Consider the following 20,630-nt stretch of genomic DNA (forward strand, 5'->3'; position numbering starts at 1 on the left):
TCACTCAGCCGATACAGTCCCCATAAGTCCAATTTAGTGGTCCGAGGGGAGTCGTCGCATGTACCGTTGGTTAGCCGAGAATCTTGGAAACGTCAGCGTCAAACGCAAGCTGGGAATCGGTTTCGGCCTGGTGCTGTTGCTGACACTGCTGATCACCTTCACTGGCTGGACCGGCATGAGCGGCATCATCAGCCGTGGTGACAAACTCGGCTTCATCTCCAGCCTCAACGAGCTGACCAAGGACCTGCGCCTGGCGCGCCTGGACTATGAAGCGCGGCGCGGCGAACAAGGCCCCGGCGCGGTCAACGACCTGCTGGGCAAGCTCGACAGCGGTTTGCAGACCGCTCGCGGCCTGATCGAACAACCGTCCGACGTCGCGATGATCGACCAGCAACTGGCGGCCGTCGCCGAGTACAAGCGCGCGTTCGCCGACATGACCCAGGCCACCGCCCTGCGCGAAGACGCCCGCAGCAAACTCGGCGCCACCGCCGACAACGCCGTGGCCCGTGTTGCCGAAGTCGAGAAATCCATGCTCCAGGGCGACAGCGTCAGCCAGTTCAACGCGGTGATCGACCTGAGCAAACTGATCCAGCAGGCGCGCTTCCAGGTACGCGGCTACACCTACAGCGCCAAGGCCGAAGCCGAGCAACCGGCCCTCGATGCCATCGACAACGCCCTGAAAAACCTTGAGACCCTGCCTGGCAAGCTGCCGGAGCAGCACATCGCCAACCTGCAACAGGCCACCGACTCCCTCAAGGCCTATCGCGCAGCGGTCAGCCAGTTCCGCGACTCCCAGGTCAACAATGCCAAGGCCCTGGCGCGCATGTCGATTCAGGGTGACACCCTGATCGACATCAGCAAGAAGCTCACCGACTCCCAGACCATCGTGCGCGACACCGACGCCGCTCACGCGAAAAACCTGCTGCTGATCGCCACCCTGCTGGCCCTGGCATTCGGCATGCTGGCGGCCTGGGCGATCACCCGGCAGATCATCATTCCGCTGAATCAGACTCTCAAAGTCGCCGAGCGCGTGGCCGCCGGCGACCTGACCCACAACCTGATTTCCCAGCGCCGCGACGAACTCGGTCAGTTGCAACGCTCGATGCAGAGCATGACCCAGGGTCTGCGCGAACTGATCGGTGGCATCAGCGACGGCGTCACCCAGATCGCCAGCGCTGCCGAGGAACTGTCGGCAGTGACCGAACAGACCAGCGCCGGAGTGAACAATCAGAAGGTCGAGACCGATCAGGTCGCCACCGCCATGAACGAAATGGCCGCCACCGTGCAGGAAGTCGCGCGCAACGCCGAGGAAGCTTCGGAGGCAGCCGTCGCGGCTGACCAACAGGCCCGCGAAGGCGACAAAGTGGTCGGCGAAGCCATCACCCAGATCGAGCGCCTGGCCACTGAAGTCGGCCACTCCACCGAAGCCATGGGCGAACTCAAGCGCGAAAGCGACAAGATCGGCAGCGTGCTCGACGTGATCAAGTCCGTGGCCCAGCAAACCAACCTGCTGGCCCTCAACGCTGCCATCGAAGCGGCCCGTGCCGGTGAAGCCGGACGTGGTTTCGCGGTGGTTGCTGACGAAGTGCGCAGCCTTGCGCAACGCACCCAGAAGTCCACCGAAGAAATCGAAGAGCTGATCGTCGGCCTGCAGAACGGTACTCAGCAAGTGGCAACGATCATGGACAACAGCCGCACGTTGACCCAGAGCAGCGTGGAGCTGACCCGCCGTGCCGGTGGTTCGCTGGAAAACATCACGCGCACCGTGTCGGCGATTCAGGCGATGAACCAGCAGATCGCAGCGGCCGCCGAGCAGCAGAGTGCCGTGGCCGAAGAGATCAACCGCAGCGTGCTGAACGTGCGGGATGTCTCGGACCAGACGTCGGCGGCGAGTGAAGAGACGGCCGCCTCCAGCGTCGAGCTGGCGCGCCTGGGCACTCACCTGCAAACGCTGGTAGGCCGCTTCAAGGTTTAAACCGCGCAAACAAAAAAATCGCAGCCAATGGCTGCGATTTTTTTTGCCCTACGCTTAGAGAACCTGACGCAGGAAAGCCTGGGCCCGCGGATCCTTCGGCGCATCGAAGAATTCCGCTGGCGAGGCGTCTTCCAGCAGTTTGCCGTGATCGAAGAACAGCACGCGATCCGCCACTTCACGGGCAAAACCCATTTCGTGGGTCACGCAGACCATGGTCATGCCTTCCACGGCCAGGTTCTTCATCACGTCCAGCACTTCACCGACCATTTCCGGATCGAGGGCCGAAGTCGGCTCGTCGAACAGCATCACTTTCGGATCCATCGCCAGTGCCCGGGCAATTGCCACACGCTGCTGCTGACCGCCGGACAGGCGCGACGGGTATTCACGGGCCTTCTGCGCGATGCCGACCTTTTCCAGCAGCGCCAGGGCCTTGGCCTCGCTTTCCTTCTGGCCACGCTTGCGCACGACTTTCTGCGCCAGGCAGAGGTTTTCCAGCACGGTCATGTGCGGGAACAGATTGAAATGCTGGAACACCATGCCGACTTCGCGGCGGTACGCATTGATGTCGGTTTTCGGATCGGCCAGTTGCAGACCGTCGATGCTCACCGAACCCGAATCGAATGCTTCCAGGCCGTTGAGGCAACGCAGGAAGGTCGACTTGCCGGAACCGGACGGACCGATCACAACCAGCACTTCGCCCTTGGCGACTTGGGTGCTGACGTTATCCACCGCGCGCACCACCTGGCCACGGGTGTCGAAGACTTTTACCAGATCGCGGACTTCAATCACTTTGCGCGAGCCTCCGCTCAAGCCGACTGGCGATTTTCGACAGCGGCAGGTTGATCAACAGGTACAGGCCGGCCACGCAGAACAGGATCTCGAACGGCGAGAACGAGGTGGTGATCACTTCTCGGCCGCTTTTCAGCAGCTCGGTAATCGCGATCACCGACACCAGCGAGGTGTCCTTGACCAGACTGATGAACTGCCCGGCCAGCGGCGGCAGCACGCGTTTGAAGGCTTGCGGCAGCACCACATGGCGCATCGACTGACCGGCGCTGAGGCCCAGCGAACGCGCAGCTTCGTTTTGTCCACGGGCAATCGACTGCACGCCGGAGCGGATGATTTCCGCCACGTAGGCACCGGTAAACAGCGACAGCGCCGCGATCCCGGCGAACTCCCGGGACAGGTTCATCACCGTGCCGATGAAGAAGTAGAAAATGAAAATCTGCACCAGCAGCGGCGTGCCGCGTACCAGCTCGACATAGATCGACGACAGGTCACGCAGGGTCGGATTGCTCGACAAGCGGCACAGGCCGGTCGCCAGGCCGATCAACAACCCCAGGACGCCGGACACCACCGACAGCCAAAGCGTCGTCCACAGGCCCCACAGCAGCGGTCCCGCCGCCCAATGACGGGTGACGCCCACCACGTCGCCTTCAGCCACATCGTCGCCCTGAGCGAATTGCAGGCTGTTCTCGTCGACCGTCAGGTGTTGCTCGTCGCCGGCCTCGTTGCGCAGCGTGACTTGCGCGCTGCCGCCCTTGCGAACCAGCTCACTGACGGTGGAAATGTCGGCGGCGCGCTGGGTTTCCTCGGCCTGATAGGCGAAGTACTGCGGCACGCGGTTCCAGCGCCATTCGTAGGACATCAGCGACGTGGCGTAATACAACGCGCCAGCCAGGCCGATCAGCACCAGCACGGTCAGGACGTGCCAGGGCCATTGGGCTTTTTTCTGTTTCATTGCAGGTTCCGGAATTCGTATTGCCTTGAATGGCCTCTTCGCGAGCAAGCCCGCTCCCACAGCAGTACGCGATCCACTGTGGAAGCGGGTTTGCCCGTGAATGGAGCGACCCGGTCTTGCCGACCGGCCGCTATCCGATCGGCCTTATTCCATGTCCTTGAGCCACTCGGTGCTCTTGAACCACTTGTCATGGATGCGATCGTAGGTGCCGTCTTCGTGGATCTGGTGCAGGAAGTTGTTGATGAAGTTGATGCTGTCGTAGTCACCCTTCTTCAGACCGAAGGCCAGTGGCTCGTAGGTGAACGGCTTGTCGAGGAACACCAGTTTGCCGGCTCCGACCTTGTTGACCGCCACCACGTTGTACGGCGCGTCGTAGATGAAGGCGTCGGCCTTGCCGTTGACCACGTCGAGCACGGCTTCCTGCTCGTTGTCGTAGCCGTGGTACTTGGCCTTGGAGATCAGTTTCCTGGCGACCATTTCGCCGGTGGTGCCGAGCTTGGAAGTGATGCGGTAGTCGGCGGTGTTCAGGTCTTTGTAGGACTTGATGGTGCCTTCCAGTTCCTTGCGGATCAGCAGGGTCTGGCCGACCACGATGAACGGTTCGCTGAAGTTCAGGCGCAGGTTGCGTTCCTGGGTCAGGGTCATGCCGCTGCCGATCATGTCGAACTTGTCGGTCATCAGCGCCGGGATGATCCCGTCGTAGCCGGTGGACACCAGCTCCAGCTTGACGCCCATGGCCTTGGTCATGGCTTTGAGGATGTCGACTTCGAAACCGATGATTTCGCCGCGCTTGTTGGTCATTTCGAACGGCATGTAGGTCGGATCCATGCCGACTTTCAACGAACCGCGCTTGACCGCGTCATCGATGGCACCGGCCTGCGCCGCATTGACTGCAACCAGTGCCGTGACGCCGACCAGCAGCATCGACAGATACTTCTTCATCTTCAAGTCCCCAAAACCATTGCGTTTGCGGCACGCAAATAAGCAGAAACGGGCCAAAAAGCCCGGGCGCACCAATTCGGGGACGGATGCTAACGCACTTGCTCGTTTGCACAAGGGTCAATGGACGATTTGTTTAACATTCAAGAATTACCCTCTCACCCCAGCCCTCTCCCCCAAGGGGGCGAGGGGGAAAGGGAGCCGATCTCCGTCAGTTTCCAATTCTGAGTTCGACTCGACATCTCTGTTTGGGGCATTGGATTCAATATCACGCTTTCAGGTCGGCGTAGCGCTGGAACATCCCCCAAATCAATCCCCTCTCCCTCCGGGAGAGGGCTAGGGTGAGGGGCTGTTCAGCCACCAATAAAAAGCCCCGCTAAATTAGCGGGGCTTTTTGTCAGGCCGGCTGAGCCTGCAGACTCACCGGTCGCAACGGCAGCAACGGCGCATGGGGATCGGCTTTCACCGAAGCCCGCCATGCATCCAGCCACTCGGCGTGACCTTCGGCCCACACCTGCTCGTGCAGGCGCGCCAGGGCTACCGGATCGCTCAGCAGTTGCAGGCGATCATGGTTGCTCAGCGCCGCCGGGCCGACCTTGATCGCGTGACGCACGCGCTCCTGGCGCAGCCACTCGATCGGCTCGGCCTGGCCGTGACGGGAGGTCGCCAGCGAGCACGCCAGGGCGTTCTGCTGAGGATCGACCACCGCGCGGACAAAGCCGTCGTTCAGGGCATGCCAGCGGTTTTCGTGGGTGTACTGATCGGTCGCCAGCAGCGCCTGCGGCGGGTTGTATTCCTCAGGGATGAGGAACAGGCTCTCGTCACGGGACTTGAGGCCCAGACCGACACGGCTGGAAATCACCGATACCGGGATCGACAGCATCAGGGAACCGACGATCGGCACCAGCCACCACAGGAAGCTCGGGTTCAGCCAGATCACCAGCAGCGCCCAGAAGAAGCCCAGCACGGTCTGTGGACCGTGACGCTTGACCGCTTCGCTCCATGGCGTGGAGTCGTCGTCACGTTGCGGCGAATTCCAGGTCGCAGCCCAGCCGAGGAACGCGGCAAGGACGAAACGGGTGTGGAAAATCATCCGCACCGGCGCCAGCAGCATGGAGAACAGCATCTCCAGCAGCATCGACAGGGTCACCTTGAACTTGCCGCCGAACTCTTTCGCGCCCTTGGCCCAGATCAGGATGATGCTCAGCAGTTTCGGCAGGAACAGCAGCACGATCGTCGTCGAGAACAGCGCGATCGCCTTGTCCGGGTGCCATTGCGGCCACAGCGGATAGAGCTGGCGCGGTTCGAGGAAGTACTGCGGCTCCATCAGGGTGTTCACCGCCAACAGCGCGGTCGACAGCACCAGGAAGAAGAACCACAACGGCGCCGACAGGTAAGACATCACGCCGGTCAGGAACACCGCACGGTGTACCGGGTGCATGCCCTTCACCAGGAACAGGCGGAAGTTCATCAGGTTGCCGTGGCACCAGCGCCGGTCACGCTTGAGTTCGTCGAGCAGGTTCGGCGGCAGTTCTTCGTAGCTGCCCGGCAGGTCGTAGGCAATCCACACGCCCCAGCCGGCACGACGCATCAGCGCCGCTTCAACGAAGTCGTGGGACAGGATCGCACCGGAGAACGCACCTTTGCCCGGCAACGGCGCGAGGGCGCAGTGGTCGATGAACGGCTTCATGCGGATGATCGCGTTGTGCCCCCAGTAGTGGGATTCACCCAACTGCCAGAAGTGCAGGCCGGCGGTGAACAGCGGGCCGTATACGCGGGTGGCGAACTGCTGCATGCGTGCATACAGCGTGTCCATGCCCGAGGCACGTGGCGCGGTCTGGATGATCCCCGCGTCCGGCGTGGCTTCCATCAGGCGCACCAGACTGGTCAGGCACTCGCCACTCATCACCGAGTCGGCGTCGAGCACGACCATGTACTTGTAGTCACCGCCCCAGCGACGGCAGAAGTCGTCGAGGTTGCCGCTCTTGCGTTTGACGCGGCGACGGCGGCGGCGATAGAAGATCTTGCCGAAGCCCTTGGCTTCGCGGCAGACGTCCAGCCAGGCCTGCTGCTCGGCCACACAGATGTCGGTGTCGTTACTGTCGCTGAGGACGAAGAAGTCGAAGCGATCCAGATCACCGGTGGCCGCGACCGACTCGAAAGTCGCGCGCAGACCGGCGAACACCCGAGGCACGTCTTCGTTGCAGATCGGCATCACCAGCGCGGTACGCGCGTCTTTCGGAATCGGCTCGTTGCCGGCGCTTTTCCCGGAGATGCGGTATTTATCGTGACCGGTGAGCAACTCGAGGAAGCCCATCAGCGCAGTCCAGAAACCGGCCGACACCCAGCAGAACAGAATCCCGAACATGATCAGGATGCTGGTTTGCAGCGCATACGGCAGCACTTGCGTGGCGGTTTGCAGCAACGGCTGGTGCATGACCTCTTCGAGATCGACGAACGACCAGCCCTGGTACGGCATGATGCCTTTCATGTACCAGCCGGCGACGATGGTCTGGCCGATCATCAGCAGCAACAGAATGTAGCGGCGGATCGAGCCGACGGTGCGCCAGCGCGCGGCGGGCAGCACGTTCTCGTCTTTCGGTGGCTGCGGCGGATTGGTCCGGCCGGTCAGGCGGCGCCAGCCACGCACCAGAATGTTGGTGCGCCACGGCTCCGGCACGACCTTGGTCCGGCGGATCGGCGGCGTGGCCTTGAGGCTGACCCGGCCATTGGCGTCGAGCACCAGCATTTCCGCCTCTTCCAGCTCTTCGGCGGTGCTCAGGGTCAGGCGCTTGCCCACCGAAGCCTGGGCGGCTTCGGCAGGGGCGTCGAACGTGCTGGACGACAGGCGTTGATGCAGTTCGCTGAAGGACTGGCAGCCCGCGAGTTCCGCGCGCTGCTCGTCGGTCATCGGCAAATGCGCCAGATACTCGGAAAGAGTCTCCGGCTGTACTTGAGAGTTACTCATCGGCAGGCAACTGATAGCTCCAGGTCTCGGTCAGGACTTGCTCAGTCGAGGCCGATTCCGGTGTGGCTGGGGCCGCGTCGGCAGCGGCAGGCTGCTTGGCGTCTTTGTTGGCCTTGTCCTTGGCTTCTGCCGCTGGCTTGGCGTCGGCCTGTTTGGCCTCGGCTGCCTTGGCTTCCTTGTCGGCTTTCTCTTGTTGCTTGGCGGCAACCTTGTCGGCCTTGGCGACGGAGGAGTTCGACGCCGGCAGCGAGAGCTTCGCCAGGTCGGTAGGCACCACGTTCTGCACCAGGGCAGCACGCATTTCGGTGGCCTTGCTCGCATCCTTGACCTTCAACCGCAGGGTCAGGCGCCAGCCTTTGGTTTCCGGGTTGTAGCGCACGTTGTTCTCGACCAGTTCGGCGTTGTCGCCGACGCTGACCTGGCTGCGCACGTCCGCATCCGCCGGCAATGCCGCCAGGGACGGGCCGGTGAAGTCGATCAGATAGGCAACGGTGCCGTCCGGTTGGCGGATCAGGTTCGACTGCTTGACGTCACCGGTCGAACGCAGGGTCTGCTCGACCCAGGCGCTGTCGATCGCATGGATGTTCGACTCGTTGTTGGTCCAGTGCATGCGGTAGGCGAAGTCCAGCGGCTGGCCCGGCTCCGGCATTTTTTCCGGGCTCCAGAACGCAACGATGTTGTCGTTGGTTTCGTCGGCGGTCGGAATTTCCACCAGGTCGACGGTGCCCTTGCCCCACTCGCCCTTCGGCTCGATCCAGGCGCTTGGACGCTTGTCGTAGCGGTCGTCGAGGTCTTCGTAGTGGCTGAAATCACGACCACGTTGCAGCAGGCCGAAACCGCGCGGGTTCTCGACGCTGAAGTTGCTCACGGCCAGGTGTTTCGGGTTATTCAGCGGACGCCAGATCCACTCGCCGTTGCCGGCATGGATCGACAGGCCGCTGGAGTCGTGCAGTTCACGACGGTAGTTGAGCACTTTCGACGGCTGGTTGGCGCCGAACAGGAACATGCTGGTCAGCGGCGCGATGCCCAGTTTGCCGACCTTGTCACGCAGGAACATCTGCGCCTTGACGTCGACGATGGTGTCGCTGCCCGGACGCACGATCAGGCGGTAGGCACCGGTGGCGCGCGGCGAATCCAGCAGGGCGAAGATCACCAGATGCTTGTCGCCCGGTTTCGGCTGCTGCACCCAGAATTCGCGGAAACGCGGGAATTCTTCACCGGACGGCAGGGCGGTATCGATCGCCAGGCCACGGGCCGACAGACCATAGGTGTGGCCCTTGCCGACGACGCGGAAGTAGCTCGCGCCCAGCAGGGTCATGATTTCATCTTGCTTGTCGGCCTTGTTGATCGGGTACAGCACACGGAAACCGGCATAACCCAGTTGCTCGGTGGCTTTAGGATCGAACTGCAGATCGCCGAAATCGAAACGCGACGGATCGTATTTGATCTCTTCGACGGTGTTCGCCGTGATTTCGTTGATTTTCACCGGCGTATCGAAGTGCATGCCCTGGTGATAGAAGGACAGCTTGAACGGGGTTTTCTGGTCGGCCCATTCGGCTTTTTCAGTGCGGAAACGAATTTTCTGGTAGTCCGCGAACTTCATGTCACGGAATTCGTTCGGCAGGTTGCTGCGCGGGGCTTCGAACTTCTGCCCGGCCAGCTCTTTAGCCTTGGCCGATACATCGTCAAGATTGAATGCCCAAAGCTGGCCGGCGCTGAGCAGGCACACGAGTGCCGAGCCCGCTACCAGAGCGCTTCGCAAGCGTTTGGCAGACAATTTTGCTGCATTACAGGGACTAACAATCACGAGCAACCCTCGCCGAAAACAGATCAAAAAACCAACGGCCAGATGAAGTGTCTGTGAGGTCTTCGGTACACGAAAACCGACCTTTCCAGAGCACCCTTGCCAAGTTGGCGAGCATTGTTCCGACTCCGCTGGGGCAAAATGATTCCCCAATCGGATCCGGACAAGTCTCTACCTAAGTCAAAATGGACCAACGAACGCTGATCCCCGTAGCGCGCGATTATCTAGCAGCCCGCGTTACAACGCATCAGGGGTAACAAAGTATTTATCGCGAAAAATCCCTGTTTTCAGTCGAAAAGCCCTTAAAAAGATGTTTCAAGGGTTTTTACGTCTGTAACAGAAAGGTTACCGGGCCATCGTTGACCAGATGCACCTGCATATCCGCGCCGAATCTACCTGATGCCACAGTGCCATGCACCTGTTTCGCTTTGCCTGATAGATAGTCGAACAGTTCCTCACCCAGGGCCGGAGGGGCGGCGGTCGAGAAACTCGGACGCAACCCGCTTTTGGTGTCGGCGGCGAGGGTGAACTGAGAGACCAGCAGCAACCCGCCGCCAACGTCCGCGAGGGAAAGATTCATCTTGCCCTCGGCATCGCTGAATACCCGATAGTTAAGCAGCTTATGCAGAAGTTTGTCGGCGCTGGCCCGCGTGTCGTCGGGTTCGACCGCCACCAGCACCAGTAAACCCTGGTCGACCGCGCCGACCACCTCCCCTGCCACCTCGACCCGCGCGCTTCTCACGCGTTGCAGAAGCCCCTTCATGCTTCTTCGGGCGGCAGGTCGAGCAGACGCCGGGCCATTTTGCTGGCGGCGCGCACCAGGGCATCGGTGATACCTGGCTCGGAGGCGGCGTGACCGGCGTCGCGGATCACCTGCAACTCGCTGTTCGGCCAGGCCTGGTGCAGTTCCCACGCGTTATCGAGCGGGCAGATCACGTCGTAACGGCCGTGGATGATCACGCCCGGCAGGTGGGCGATCTTGCCCATGTCGCGAATCAGCTGATTCGGCTCGAGGAACGCGTTGTTGGTGAAGTAGTGGCATTCGATCCGCGCAATCGACAGCGCGCGCTGCGGCTCGGAGAAACGATCGACCACCAGCGGGTTCGGCCGCAGGGTCGCCGTGCGCCCCTCCCAGATCGACCAGGCCTTGGCGGCGTGCATCTGCGCAATCTGATCGTTGCCGGTCAGGCGTTTGTGGAAGGCGTTGAGCAGGTCGTCGCGCTCGTCCAGCGGGATCGGCGCGATGTAGTCCTGCCAATAATCCGGGAACAGACGGCTGGCGCCGGCCTGGTAGAACCATTCGATTTCCTGCGGACGGCAGAGAAAGATCCCGCGCAGGATCAGGCCATGCACCCGCTCCGGATGGGTCTGGGCGTAGGCCAGGGCCAGGGTCGAACCCCAGGAACCACCGAACAGCACCCATTTCTCGATGCCCAGGTGCTTGCGGATCCGCTCGAGGTCGGCGACCAGATCCCAGGTGGTGTTGTTTTCCAGGCTGGCGTGCGGGGTGGAGCGTCCGCAGCCGCGCTGGTCGAAGGTGACAATGCGATACAGGTTCGGATCGAAGTAGCGACGGCTCTGCGCATCGCATCCGGCGCCGGGGCCGCCATGGATGAACACCACGGGCAAACCTTCCGGCGAGCCGCTTTCATCGACGTACAGCGTGTGGGTGTCATCGACAGCCAGATCGTGCCGGGCGTGAGGTTTGATCTGCGGAAACAATGTCTGCATTGCGCGCTCCGTAAGGGGTCGAGTTCATCCCTGGGGGGACTTCTATTATTCTGCCGTCCGGCATCATAAACCCGATTTACGTCAATGAGCATGCCCGCACGCTGTCACAATTTGTCAGCCATAAACCCCAGCAGCTTTTCGTAGAGACGGTCGACCTCGGCGACCTGGCCGCGAGCGCGCAGGCAACCGTGAACCAGACCTTCGCCGTCATACAGCACCGCATCGCCACCGGCGGCGTTCAGGCGCTCGGCGTAACGCACCCCATCGTCACGCAAGGGATCGAATTGCGCCACGGCGATCCAGGCCGGCGGCAGATCACTGAGATCGCCAGCGAGCAGCGGCATCGCGTAGGCGCCGGGCTGACGGGTGCCGCGCAGATACAACGCGTGATAACAGTCGACATCACTGCTGCCGAGCAACGGCGCATCGGCGCATTCACGGCGTGACGGCAGATGTTCGTCGCCCCCGAGGCCCGGGTAGATCAACACCTGAGCACTCGGCAGCCGTTCATCGGCATCGCGCAATGCCAGGCACAACGCGGCGGCGAGATTACCGCCAGCGCTGTCCCCCGCCACCAGCATCCGCTGCGGATCGAACCAGAACGGCCCGCCACGCAACGCGCGCCAGACGCTCAGGCAATCCTCGAAACCGGCCGGAAACGGGTGCTCCGGCGCCAGCCGATAATCCACCGCCACCACCATCGCGCCCAGCGCCATGGCCAGTTCGAAACACATGAAGTCATGGGAATCGAGCCCGCCCACCACCCAGCCGCCGCCGTGCAGGTACAACACGCAGGGCCAGCCGCTGGACGGTGGTTTCACCGGCGGGCGATAGGAACGCACCGCTACGCCGTTCAACTGGAAGTCCACCACCTCAAGTCCGACCGGGCGCTCGGGGGTGAACGCCCGGCACATGTCGTCGTATGCCTTGCGCAGGCCGTCGAGGCTGCTGTCATCGCTGGCGTAGCCGAGGGTTTTGGCGACGAACGCCGACATCGCTGCAGACAGCGGATAAGTGCCCATCAGTTTTTCAGGCTGGCCTGAACCGTGGCCACGCCGTCCTTGCCGTCGAAACTGCTGACACCGGCCAGCCAGCGCTGCAAGTCTTCGGGGTGGTCACGCAGCCAGCTCTTGGCCACATCCTGCGGGGTCTTGCGCTCCATGATAGGCACCATCAACTGGCTTTCGAGGGCGGCGGTGAACGTCAGGTTTTCCAGCAGTCGATGGACGTTCGGGCAACGCTCGGCGTAATCCGGCGAAGTCACCGTGGACACGGTGGCGGCGCCTTCGTTGGGGCCGTAGACGTCCTCGCTGCCGGTCAGGTAGGTGATCTTCATGTTGATGTTCATCGGGTGCGGGGTCCAGCCGACGAACACCACGAACTCCTTGCGGTTCACCGCGCGCTGGACGGCGGCGAGCATCCCGGCCTCACCGGACTCGATGATCTTGAAATCCTTGAGGCCGAAGTGGTTGGTTTCGATCATGGTCTTGATCGTGGTGTTGGCGCCGCTGCCGGGTTCGATGCCGTAGATCTTGCCGCCCAGTTGATCCTTGAAGCGGGCGATGTCGGCAAAGGTCTTGAGGCCCGCCGCCGCAACGTAATCCGGAACCGCCAGGGTCGCTTGCGCGTCGGCCAGGCTCGGCTTGTCCATGACCTTGACTTGATTGGCGGCGAGGAACGGCGCGATGTTCTTGTCCATCGCCGGTTTCCAGTAGCCGAGAAAGATGTCCAGGCGCTTGTCGCGGATGCCGGCGAAGATGATTTGCTGCACCGCGCTGGTCTGTTTGCTTTCGTAGCCCAGGCCATTGAGCAGCACATCGGCCATGCCGCTGGTGGCGATCACATCGGTCCAGTTGACCACACCCATGCGCACAGCCTTGCAGGACGCGTCGTCACTGGCCAGAACAGGGGAACTGAGCAGGACACTGCTCGTGAGGATTAACGCACAACGAGTGAACAGTTTTTTCATCGGGGTTCGTCTCGAGCGGCAGCGGATTATTGTCGGAGCGGTGTCTTTGTGCACCGTGGCCGAAACATTACGCAGGCATCGAGGGGGAAAAGCGAACTGTGGCGACCGGGACTTGCACGGTGGCGACTGTTTACCCGCCCTGTGGGAGCGGCGTTGCTCGCTCCCACAGGGCGGGTGGCAGGCTCAGGACGGGTAGTAACGCTCGCCCCAGGCCAGTAAGCCTTGCAGCAACTCCTTGAGCACCACCCGCGTCGGCTCGGCCAGATCGGCGCGATAGCGGAACGGTTCGAACTCTTCCATGTACGTGCACTGGCCCAGTTCCAGTTGCACCGCATGAATGTTTTGCGCCGGGTTGCCGTAATGACGGGTGATGTGGCCACCCTTGAAACGTCCGTTCAGCACATGACTGTAATCGCCGTGACGGGCGCAGATCGCTTCCAGTTGCGTCGCCAGTTGTGGATCGCAGCTGGCGCCATTGAAGGTGCCGAGGTTGAAGTCCGGCAGCTTGCCGTCGAACAGGTGCGGAATGATCGAGCGGATCGAGTGCGCATCGAACAGCAGCGCGTAGCCGAACTCGGCTTTCAGTCGCGCCAGCTCTTGCTGCAGAGTGCTGTGGTACGGCGTCCAGATCTGCTCCAGATAGGTCGCGCGCTCGGCTTTCGACGGTTCCAGCCCTTCCTTGAACAGCGGAATGCCATCGAACAGCGTCGCCGGGTACAGCCCGGTGGTGGCGCCCGCGTACAGCGGTTTGTCGTCGGACGGCCGGTTCAGGTCGATGACGAAGCGCGAGTATTCGGCGGCCAGGGTGCTGGCACCCAGTTCAGCGGCGAAGTCGTAGAGCTGGGGAATATGCCAGTCAGTGTCCGGCAGGCTTTTCGCGTCCGGGATCAACCCGGCCTCGACCGCTGGCGTCAGACGCACACCGGCGTGGGGCATGCTGATCAGCAACGGCACGCGACCTTGTTTGAAATTCAGAACCTTATCCACAACCGCTCTCCTACAGACTTGATTCAACGCCATGACGCACGACGCGTTTGTCCAGCTCACCACCCAGCCAGTACGCCAGATCCGCCGGCCGGTCGATCTGCCAGGCGACGAAGTCCGCGACCTTGCCGACTTCCAGCGAACCGTGGGTCGCGGCCATGCCCAGCGCCTGCGCAGCGTGAATGGTCGCGCCGGCCAGGGCTTCTTCCGGGGTCATGCGGAAACAGGTGCAGGCCATGTTCAGCATCAGACGCAGCGACAGCGCTGGCGAGGTGCCGGGGTTGAGGTCGCTGGCGATGGCGATCTTTACCTTGTGTTTGCGCAAGGCCTCCATCGGTGGCAATTGGGTTTCCCGCAGGAAATAGAACGCCCCCGGCAGCAGCACCGCGACGGTGTCGGACTCGGCCATCGCGATGGCGTCGGACTCGTCCATGAACTCCAGGTGATCGGCGGACAACGCGTGATAACGCGCGGCCAGGCTGGAGCCATGCAGCGACGACAGTTGTTCGGCGTGCAGCTTGACCGGCAGGCCGAGTTTTTGCGCGGCGACGAAGACCCGCTCGACCTGCTCCGGGGAAAACGCCAGGTATTCGCAGAACGCATCCACCGCATCCACCAGCCCTTCGGCGGCCAGGGCCGGGAGCATTTCGGTGCAGATGTGATCGATGTAAGCGTCGGCGCGATCGACGTACTCCGGCGGCAGCGCGTGAGCGGCCAGGCAGGTGCTGCGCACGCTGATCGGCAGTTCGTCGGCAAGCCGACGGATCACCCGCAGGATCTTGCGCTCGCTGGCCAGGTCCAGGCCGTAGCCGGACTTCATCTCGACCGTAGTCACGCCGTCACGCATCAGGCTTTTCAGACGCTTGGCGGCGCTGGCGAACAGCTCGTCTTCCGAGGCCTCGCGGGTGGCGCGCACGGTGCTGGCGATGCCGCCGCCCTGGGCAGCGATTTCCGCGTAGCTGACCCCTTGCAGGCGCTTCTCGAACTCACCGCTGCGGTTACCGCCGAACACCGTATGGGTATGGCAGTCGATCAGGCCCGGAGTGACCCACGCGCCTTGCAAGTCGTTGACCGCCGGGTATTCGCCGGCAGGCAATTGATGACGCGGACCGATCCACTCGATGAGTGCACCGGACGTCACGATGGCCGCATCCTCGATGATCGAGTAGACGCCCTGCGCCATGGTTGCGACGTGGCAGTGTTGCCAGAGGGTTTTCACTGTTGGCCTCCGTTGGAATGCTGTTTGGCGGGGAGCCCGCAAGAGCCCCCTCACCCTAACCCTCTCCCGGAGGGAGAGGGGACTGACCGGGTTGTTCTTTCGAGGCACGCCGACCTGAAATTCCGGGCCGAACTCCAGTTCGAAAAAACCTTGAAAGCCCCTCACCCTGGGACTGACCGAGGTGTTTGTTCGATGTGCACCGACCTGAGATTTCGAGTTGAACTCAAGTTCTGAAAAGCACAAATATCGGCTCCCTTTCCCCTCTCCCCCTTGGGGGAGAGGGCTGGGGTGAGGGGGTGGCGTCCTTACAGGCTCGGCAGCAACTTCGCCGGCACCAGCTCGGTCAGACTGCGCGAAGCCAGCAACTCGGTCGCCGCCTCGATGTCCGGCGCGAAGAACCGGTCCTTCTCGTAGAACGGCACCTCACGACGCAGAATCCCGCGCGCCTTTTCCAGTTTCACCGAGGTCTTCAGGCCTTCACGCAGATCCAGCCCCTGCGCCGCCGCCAGCCATTCCACCGCGAGAATCCCGCGAGTGTTCTCGGCCATCTCCCACAGGCGCTTGCCGGCAGCCGGAGCCATCGACACATGGTCTTCCTGGTTGGCCGAAGTCGGCAGGCTGTCCACCGAATGCGGATGCGCCAGCGCCTTGTTCTCGCTCGCCAGTGCCGCTGCGGTCACCTGGGCGATCATGAACCCGGAGTTGACCCCGCCATTGGCCACCAGGAACGGCGGCAGTTGCGACATGTGCTTGTCCATCATCAGCGAGATACGGCGCTCGCTCAGGGAGCCGATTTCGGCGATGGCCAACGCCATGTTGTCAGCGGCCATGGCCACTGGCTCAGCGTGGAAGTTGCCGCCGGAAATCACATCGCCTTCGGCGGCGAACACCAGCGGGTTATCCGACACGGCGTTGGCTTCGATCGCCAGCACTTCGGCGGCCTGACGGAACTGGGTCAGGCAGGCGCCCATGACTTGCGGCTGGCAGCGCAGCGAATACGGGTCCTGAACCTTCTCGCAATTCTGATGCGAGTCAGACACTTCACTGCGCTCGCCCAGCAGATCGCGATAAGCGGCAGCGGCGTCGATCTGGCCTTTCTGCCCACGAGCCGAGTGAATACGGGCGTCGAACGGCGAGCGCGAACCGAGCACCGCTTCAACCGTCAGGCCACCGACCGCCAGCGCACCGGCAAACAGGTCTTCACCTTCGAACAAACCCCGCAGCGCAAACGCGGTGGACACCTGAGTGCCATTGAGCAGCGCCAGACCTTCTTTCGCCGCCAGGGTCAGCGGCGTGAGGCCGGCGACTTTCAGCGCTTCGGTGGCCTCCATCCATTCGCCCTTGTAGCGCGCCTTGCCCTCGCCCAGCAGCACCAGCGACATATGCGCCAGCGGCGCGAGGTCGCCGGAAGCACCGACCGAACCTTTCAGCGGAATGTGCGGATAAACCTCGGCGTTGATCAGCGCGATCAGCGCATCGATCACCACGCGACGGATGCCGGAGAAACCACGGCTGAGGCTGTTGACCTTGAGCACCATGACCAGGCGTACCAGCGCATCGCTGATCGGCTCGCCGACACCGGCGGCGTGGGACAGCACCAGCGAGCGCTGGAGGTTTTCCAGGTCTTCGCTGGCGATGCGGGTCGACGCCAGCAGACCGAAACCGGTGTTGATGCCGTACGCGGTGCGATTCTCGGCGAGGATCTGCTCGACGCAGGCCACGCTGGCTTCGATCTGCTTTGAAGCACTGTTGTCGAGGGTCAGCTTGACCGGGTTCTGGTAGACGTCACGCAGTTGGGCCAGGCTCAGTTGGCCGGGAATCAGGTTCAGCGCAGTCATTTAAATGCTCCTTTTGAGAGATTGTTATTAACTACCAGTCGCTCCGGAGCATTCCGTTATCCGTCGCTTCCCGCCTTCTGGGCGATCCGCGCCTTGGCACGCTGGTATGGGGTCTTGTCAGTGCAAATCCGGTAAAGCGTTGTACAGCAGATTCGAATCTTTCAGCACGCGCGCGGCCGCGGCGATATCCGGCGCCAGCCAGCGATCCTGATCGTAGGCCGGAACGGTTTCGCGCAGCAGTCGCCAGGCGACATCGGTGCCGGCGCCGAAACGCTGTTCCTTGAGGAACTCGAAAGCCTGTGCCGCCAGCAGGTACTCGATGGCGAGGATCTGCGTGCAGTTTTCCAGCGCACGGTGCAGCTTCAGCGCGGCGTTGGTGCCCATGCTCAGATGGTCTTCCTGCAAGCCTGAGGTGACGTAGTTGTCGAGCACCGCCGGTTGCGCCAGTTGACGGTTTTCCGCGCACAACGACGCGGCGACGTATTGCACGATCATCATCCCGGAGTTCACCCCCGGATTGGCCACCAGGAACGCCGGCAGACCGCTGACGTGCGGGTTGATCAGACGATCCAGGCGCCGCTCGGCAATCGAGCCGATTTCGGCCATGGCGATCGCCAGCAGATCGGCCGCCAGCGCCACCGATTGACCGTGCGGGTTGGCCTGGGACATGACCCGGAAGTCGTCCGGAGTGCCCAGCAGCAGCGGGTTGTCGGTGCAGCCGTTGAGTTCGGTTTCGATCTGTCGGGTCGCATGCTCCAGTTGATCGCGCGCGGCGCCATGCACCTGCGGGATCGAACGGATGCTCAGCGCGTCCTGAGTGCGAATGCCTTTGCTCGAAGCGATCACTTCACTGCCGTCGAGCAAGGCGCGCAGGTTGACGCCGACCCGTTGCATGCCCGGATGCGGCTTGAGCGCGATGATCTCGGCGTCGAATGCCGCGATCTGGCCACGCTGGGCCTCGAAACTCATGGCGCTAATCACGTCGGCCCACTGCACCAGACGCGAGGCATCGGCCAGCGCCAGGCAACTCAGGCCGGTCATGCACGGCGTACCGTTGACCAGGCACAGACCGTCCTTCGCCCCCAGTTGCACCGGTTGCAGGCCTTCTTCGGCCAGCGCCTGTTGCGCCGCGACGACTTGCCCGCGATAGCTGACATTGCCCACGCCCAGTAGCGCGATGCCGATGTGCGCCATGTGGGTCAGGTAACCCACCGAGCCCTGGGACGGCACTTGCGGCGTGATGCCGCGATTGAGCAACGCCAGCAACGCTTCGACAACCTGCGGATGAACGCCGGATTTACCCTGGCTGAAATTGCGGATCGCCGCGCACATGATTGCCCGGGTCTGCTCATCGCTCAGAACCGGACCGACGCCACAGGCGTGGCTGAGCAAGGTGTTGCGGGACAACTGGCTGAGTTGCTCGTCTTTCAGCGAGACGTTGCACAAGGCGCCGAGCCCGGTGTTCACGCCATAGGCACGCTCGCCGCTGGCGACGATGCGCTGGACGATCGCCTGGGCGTTTTCGATGCGCGCCCAGGCCTGGGCCGACAGCTCGAGCTGCGCGCCATGACGGGCGACGGCGACCACATCCTGCCAACGCATCGGGGCATCGGCGATCACGATTTTTTCAGCCTGGGACATCATTAACCTCATCCGAACATTGACTTGAGCGTTCCCACGCTCTGCGTGAGAACGATCATCAGACCACCGCCGCCCGCCGCTGCACGAACCGGTCGACGTACTCATCCGCCGGCGAATGCAGGATCTCGCGCGGGGTGCCGACCTGGATCAGGCGGCCATCCTTGAGGATCGCGATGCGGTTGCCGATGCGCACGGCCTCGTCGAGGTCGTGGGTGATGAAGACGATGGTCTTGTGCAGGGTCTTTTGCAGCTCCAGCAACTGATCCTGCATTTCCGCGCGGATCAGCGGATCGAGGGCGCTGAAGGCTTCGTCCATCAGGATGATGTCGGTGTCCGCCGCCAGGGCGCGGGCCAGGCCGACACGCTGACGCATGCCGCCGGAGAGCTGATGCGGGTATTTGTTTTCGTAGCCCTTGAGGCCCACGGTGTTGATCCAGTGCAGCGCGCGTTCGGCGCACAGTTGCTTGCTCTCGCCGCGCACTTTCAGGCCGTAGGCGACGTTGTCCAGCACGGTCTTGTGCGGCAGCAGGCCGAAGCTCTGGAACACCATGCTGATCTTGTGCCGGCGAAATTCGCGCAGGGCTTCCATGTCGTATTGCAGGATGTCCACGCCGTCCACCAGGATCGCCCCGCTGGTCGGGTCGATCAGGCGGTTGAAGTGGCGCACCAGGGTCGATTTGCCGGAGCCGGACAGGCCCATGATCACGAAGATTTCGCCGGTGCCGATGCTCAGGGACAAATCGTTGACCCCGACCACGCAACCGGTTTCGTTCAGCACCTGATCCTTGGTCTTGCCCTGGCCGACCATCGCCAGCGCATCCTTGGCGCGGTTGCCGAAAATCTTGAAGACGTTTTTGACTTCGATCTTGCTCACGGTTGCGTTGTTCATTTGCTCACCTCATGCCGTGGCCGACCATACGCCTGGGTAATGCGGTCGATGACCACTGCGAGAATCACGATCGCCAGGCCGGCCTCGAGGCCACGCCCGACGTTGAGGGTCTGAATCCCCACGAGTACATCTTCACCCAGGCCACGGGCACCGATCATCGAGGCGATCACCACCATCGACAGGGCCATCATGGTGGTCTGGTTGATCCCGGCCATGATGCTTGGCAGGGCCAGCGGCAGTTGCACGCCGAACAGTTGCTGCCAGCGGTTGGCACCGAAGGCGTTGATCGCTTCCATCACTTCGCCGTCGACCTGGCGGATACCCAGATCGGTCAGACGGATCAGCGGCGGGGCGGCGTAGATCACGGTGGCGAAAATCGCCGGCACCTTGCCCAGGCCGAACAGCATCAACACCGGGATCAGGTACACGAAACTCGGCATGGTCTGCATGATGTCGAGCAGCGGCATCAGTACCGAACGCAGGCGATTGCTGCGCGCCGAGAGAATCCCCAGCGGTATGCCGATCAGCACCGAGATCAGCGTCGCCACCAGCATCAGCGCCAGGGTTTGCATGAGTTTGTCCCACAGGCCGACGGCGCCGACCAGGAACAGCAGACCGACGATCACGGCGGTGGTGACCACTTTACGGGTGGCGTGCCAGGCGATCCCAGCGACCACGGCCAGCATCAGCCACCACGGCACGGCGCGCAGCAGGCCTTCAAGATTGACGATGGCCCACAACAGGGTGTCGGAGATGTGGCGGAACACATCGCCGTAGTTGGTGACCAGCGCATCGACCCAACCGTTGACCCAGTCGGCGATGGAAAAGGTAAAGCTTTCGGGAAACATAAGCGGCTCTCAATCAGGAAACTCAATCAAGCGATTGCGGCGAACACCCCGGCCAGCCTCTCGGTTGGCCGGGAGGAATTCGAC

At 62.5% G+C, this 20,630-nt stretch carries 16 protein-coding genes; 1 reads left to right on the forward strand and 15 read right to left on the reverse strand.

What is annotated here, in order from left to right; genetic code table 11:
- Positions 1-58 precede the first annotated feature (58 nt).
- A complete protein-coding gene (locus tag N8H74_RS08270; RefSeq protein ID WP_262146876.1) occupies positions 59-1,975 on the forward strand; it encodes a methyl-accepting chemotaxis protein in 1,917 nt (638 codons plus the stop codon).
- Positions 1,976-2,029: 54 nt separating this feature from the next.
- Here N8H74_RS08270 and N8H74_RS08275 read toward each other — a convergent pair whose 3' ends face one another.
- From N8H74_RS08275 to N8H74_RS08345, 15 genes are all read right to left on the reverse strand, one after another.
- Positions 2,030-2,764 carry an amino acid ABC transporter ATP-binding protein gene (locus N8H74_RS08275; protein WP_217831918.1) on the reverse strand — a complete coding sequence of 245 codons (735 nt, stop codon included), beginning with the start codon at positions 2,762-2,764 and terminating at the stop codon, positions 2,030-2,032.
- On the reverse strand, positions 2,757-3,716 hold the full coding sequence (locus N8H74_RS08280) for an amino acid ABC transporter permease (protein WP_262146877.1): 960 nt from the start codon (positions 3,714-3,716) through the stop codon (positions 2,757-2,759). Before N8H74_RS08280 ends, N8H74_RS08275 begins: the two co-directional genes overlap by 8 nt.
- A gap of 144 nt (positions 3,717-3,860) precedes the next feature.
- Positions 3,861-4,658, reverse strand: coding sequence for a transporter substrate-binding domain-containing protein (locus N8H74_RS08285; protein WP_217831914.1), 798 nt, complete (start codon positions 4,656-4,658; stop codon positions 3,861-3,863).
- 394 nt (positions 4,659-5,052) lie between these two features.
- Positions 5,053-7,623: a glucans biosynthesis glucosyltransferase MdoH gene (mdoH, locus tag N8H74_RS08290; protein ID WP_262146878.1), complete on the reverse strand. Its 2,571-nt coding sequence runs from the start codon at positions 7,621-7,623 to the stop codon at positions 5,053-5,055.
- Positions 7,616-9,430 (reverse strand): glucan biosynthesis protein G, encoded by a 1,815-nt coding sequence (locus tag N8H74_RS08295; RefSeq protein ID WP_217831910.1) that lies wholly within the window; start codon positions 9,428-9,430, stop codon positions 7,616-7,618. The genes mdoH and N8H74_RS08295 overlap by 8 nt, the downstream gene beginning before the upstream one ends.
- A 322-nt stretch (positions 9,431-9,752) precedes the next feature.
- Positions 9,753-10,190, reverse strand: a complete 438-nt coding sequence (gene dtd, locus N8H74_RS08300) for a D-aminoacyl-tRNA deacylase (protein WP_217831908.1) — start codon at positions 10,188-10,190, stop codon at positions 9,753-9,755.
- Positions 10,187-11,158: a prolyl aminopeptidase gene (gene pip, locus N8H74_RS08305; protein ID WP_217831905.1), complete on the reverse strand. Its 972-nt coding sequence runs from the start codon at positions 11,156-11,158 to the stop codon at positions 10,187-10,189. Before pip ends, dtd begins: the two co-directional genes overlap by 4 nt.
- A gap of 104 nt (positions 11,159-11,262) precedes the next feature.
- Positions 11,263-12,180 carry an alpha/beta hydrolase gene (locus N8H74_RS08310; protein ID WP_262146879.1) on the reverse strand — a complete coding sequence of 306 codons (918 nt, stop codon included), beginning with the start codon at positions 12,178-12,180 and terminating at the stop codon, positions 11,263-11,265.
- Positions 12,180-13,127, reverse strand: coding sequence for a choline ABC transporter substrate-binding protein (locus N8H74_RS08315; RefSeq protein ID WP_262146880.1), 948 nt, complete (start codon positions 13,125-13,127; stop codon positions 12,180-12,182). Before N8H74_RS08315 ends, N8H74_RS08310 begins: the two co-directional genes overlap by 1 nt.
- A 183-nt stretch (positions 13,128-13,310) precedes the next feature.
- The gene (gene hutG, locus N8H74_RS08320; RefSeq protein ID WP_262146881.1) at positions 13,311-14,114 is read right to left on the reverse strand and encodes an N-formylglutamate deformylase; all 804 of its coding nucleotides are present in this window, start codon (positions 14,112-14,114) and stop codon (positions 13,311-13,313) included.
- 10 nt (positions 14,115-14,124) lie between these two features.
- Positions 14,125-15,330 (reverse strand): imidazolonepropionase, encoded by a 1,206-nt coding sequence (gene hutI, locus N8H74_RS08325; protein ID WP_262146882.1) that lies wholly within the window; start codon positions 15,328-15,330, stop codon positions 14,125-14,127.
- Between the two features lie 305 nt (positions 15,331-15,635).
- Positions 15,636-17,168, reverse strand: coding sequence for a histidine ammonia-lyase (gene hutH, locus N8H74_RS08330; RefSeq protein WP_217831900.1), 1,533 nt, complete (start codon positions 17,166-17,168; stop codon positions 15,636-15,638).
- Positions 17,169-17,285: 117 nt separating this feature from the next.
- Positions 17,286-18,809 carry a histidine ammonia-lyase gene (hutH, locus tag N8H74_RS08335; RefSeq protein WP_262146883.1) on the reverse strand — a complete coding sequence of 508 codons (1,524 nt, stop codon included), beginning with the start codon at positions 18,807-18,809 and terminating at the stop codon, positions 17,286-17,288.
- A 58-nt stretch (positions 18,810-18,867) separates the two neighbouring features.
- The gene (locus N8H74_RS08340; protein ID WP_262146884.1) at positions 18,868-19,698 is read right to left on the reverse strand and encodes a glycine betaine/L-proline ABC transporter ATP-binding protein; all 831 of its coding nucleotides are present in this window, start codon (positions 19,696-19,698) and stop codon (positions 18,868-18,870) included.
- Positions 19,695-20,546 (reverse strand): proline/glycine betaine ABC transporter permease, encoded by an 852-nt coding sequence (locus tag N8H74_RS08345; RefSeq protein ID WP_217831894.1) that lies wholly within the window; start codon positions 20,544-20,546, stop codon positions 19,695-19,697. The genes N8H74_RS08340 and N8H74_RS08345 overlap by 4 nt, the downstream gene beginning before the upstream one ends.
- Positions 20,547-20,630 lie beyond the last annotated feature (84 nt).

The sequence above is a fragment of the Pseudomonas sp. B2M1-30 genome (assembly GCF_025447575.1).
GTDB classification, from domain to species: domain Bacteria; phylum Pseudomonadota; class Gammaproteobacteria; order Pseudomonadales; family Pseudomonadaceae; genus Aquipseudomonas; species Aquipseudomonas botevensis.

Excerpts from the sequence above, each read along its gene's own strand:
- N8H74_RS08270 (WP_262146876.1), top strand. The coding sequence starts at position 59 with ATGTACCGTTGGTTAGCCGAGAATCTTGGAAACGTCAGCGTCAAACGC.
- N8H74_RS08280 (WP_262146877.1), bottom strand. The coding sequence starts at position 3,716 with ATGAAACAGAAAAAAGCCCAATGGCCCTGGCACGTCCTGACCGTGCTG.
- N8H74_RS08285 (WP_217831914.1), bottom strand. The coding sequence starts at position 4,658 with ATGAAGAAGTATCTGTCGATGCTGCTGGTCGGCGTCACGGCACTGGTT.
- mdoH (WP_262146878.1), bottom strand. The coding sequence starts at position 7,623 with ATGAGTAACTCTCAAGTACAGCCGGAGACTCTTTCCGAGTATCTGGCG.
- dtd (WP_217831908.1), bottom strand. The coding sequence starts at position 10,190 with ATGAAGGGGCTTCTGCAACGCGTGAGAAGCGCGCGGGTCGAGGTGGCA.
- pip (WP_217831905.1), bottom strand. The coding sequence starts at position 11,158 with ATGCAGACATTGTTTCCGCAGATCAAACCTCACGCCCGGCACGATCTG.
- N8H74_RS08310 (WP_262146879.1), bottom strand. The coding sequence starts at position 12,180 with ATGGGCACTTATCCGCTGTCTGCAGCGATGTCGGCGTTCGTCGCCAAA.
- N8H74_RS08315 (WP_262146880.1), bottom strand. The coding sequence starts at position 13,127 with ATGAAAAAACTGTTCACTCGTTGTGCGTTAATCCTCACGAGCAGTGTC.
- hutH (WP_217831900.1), bottom strand. The coding sequence starts at position 17,168 with ATGACTGCGCTGAACCTGATTCCCGGCCAACTGAGCCTGGCCCAACTG.
- hutH (WP_262146883.1), bottom strand. The coding sequence starts at position 18,809 with ATGTCCCAGGCTGAAAAAATCGTGATCGCCGATGCCCCGATGCGTTGG.
- N8H74_RS08340 (WP_262146884.1), bottom strand. The coding sequence starts at position 19,698 with ATGAACAACGCAACCGTGAGCAAGATCGAAGTCAAAAACGTCTTCAAG.
- N8H74_RS08345 (WP_217831894.1), bottom strand. The coding sequence starts at position 20,546 with ATGTTTCCCGAAAGCTTTACCTTTTCCATCGCCGACTGGGTCAACGGT.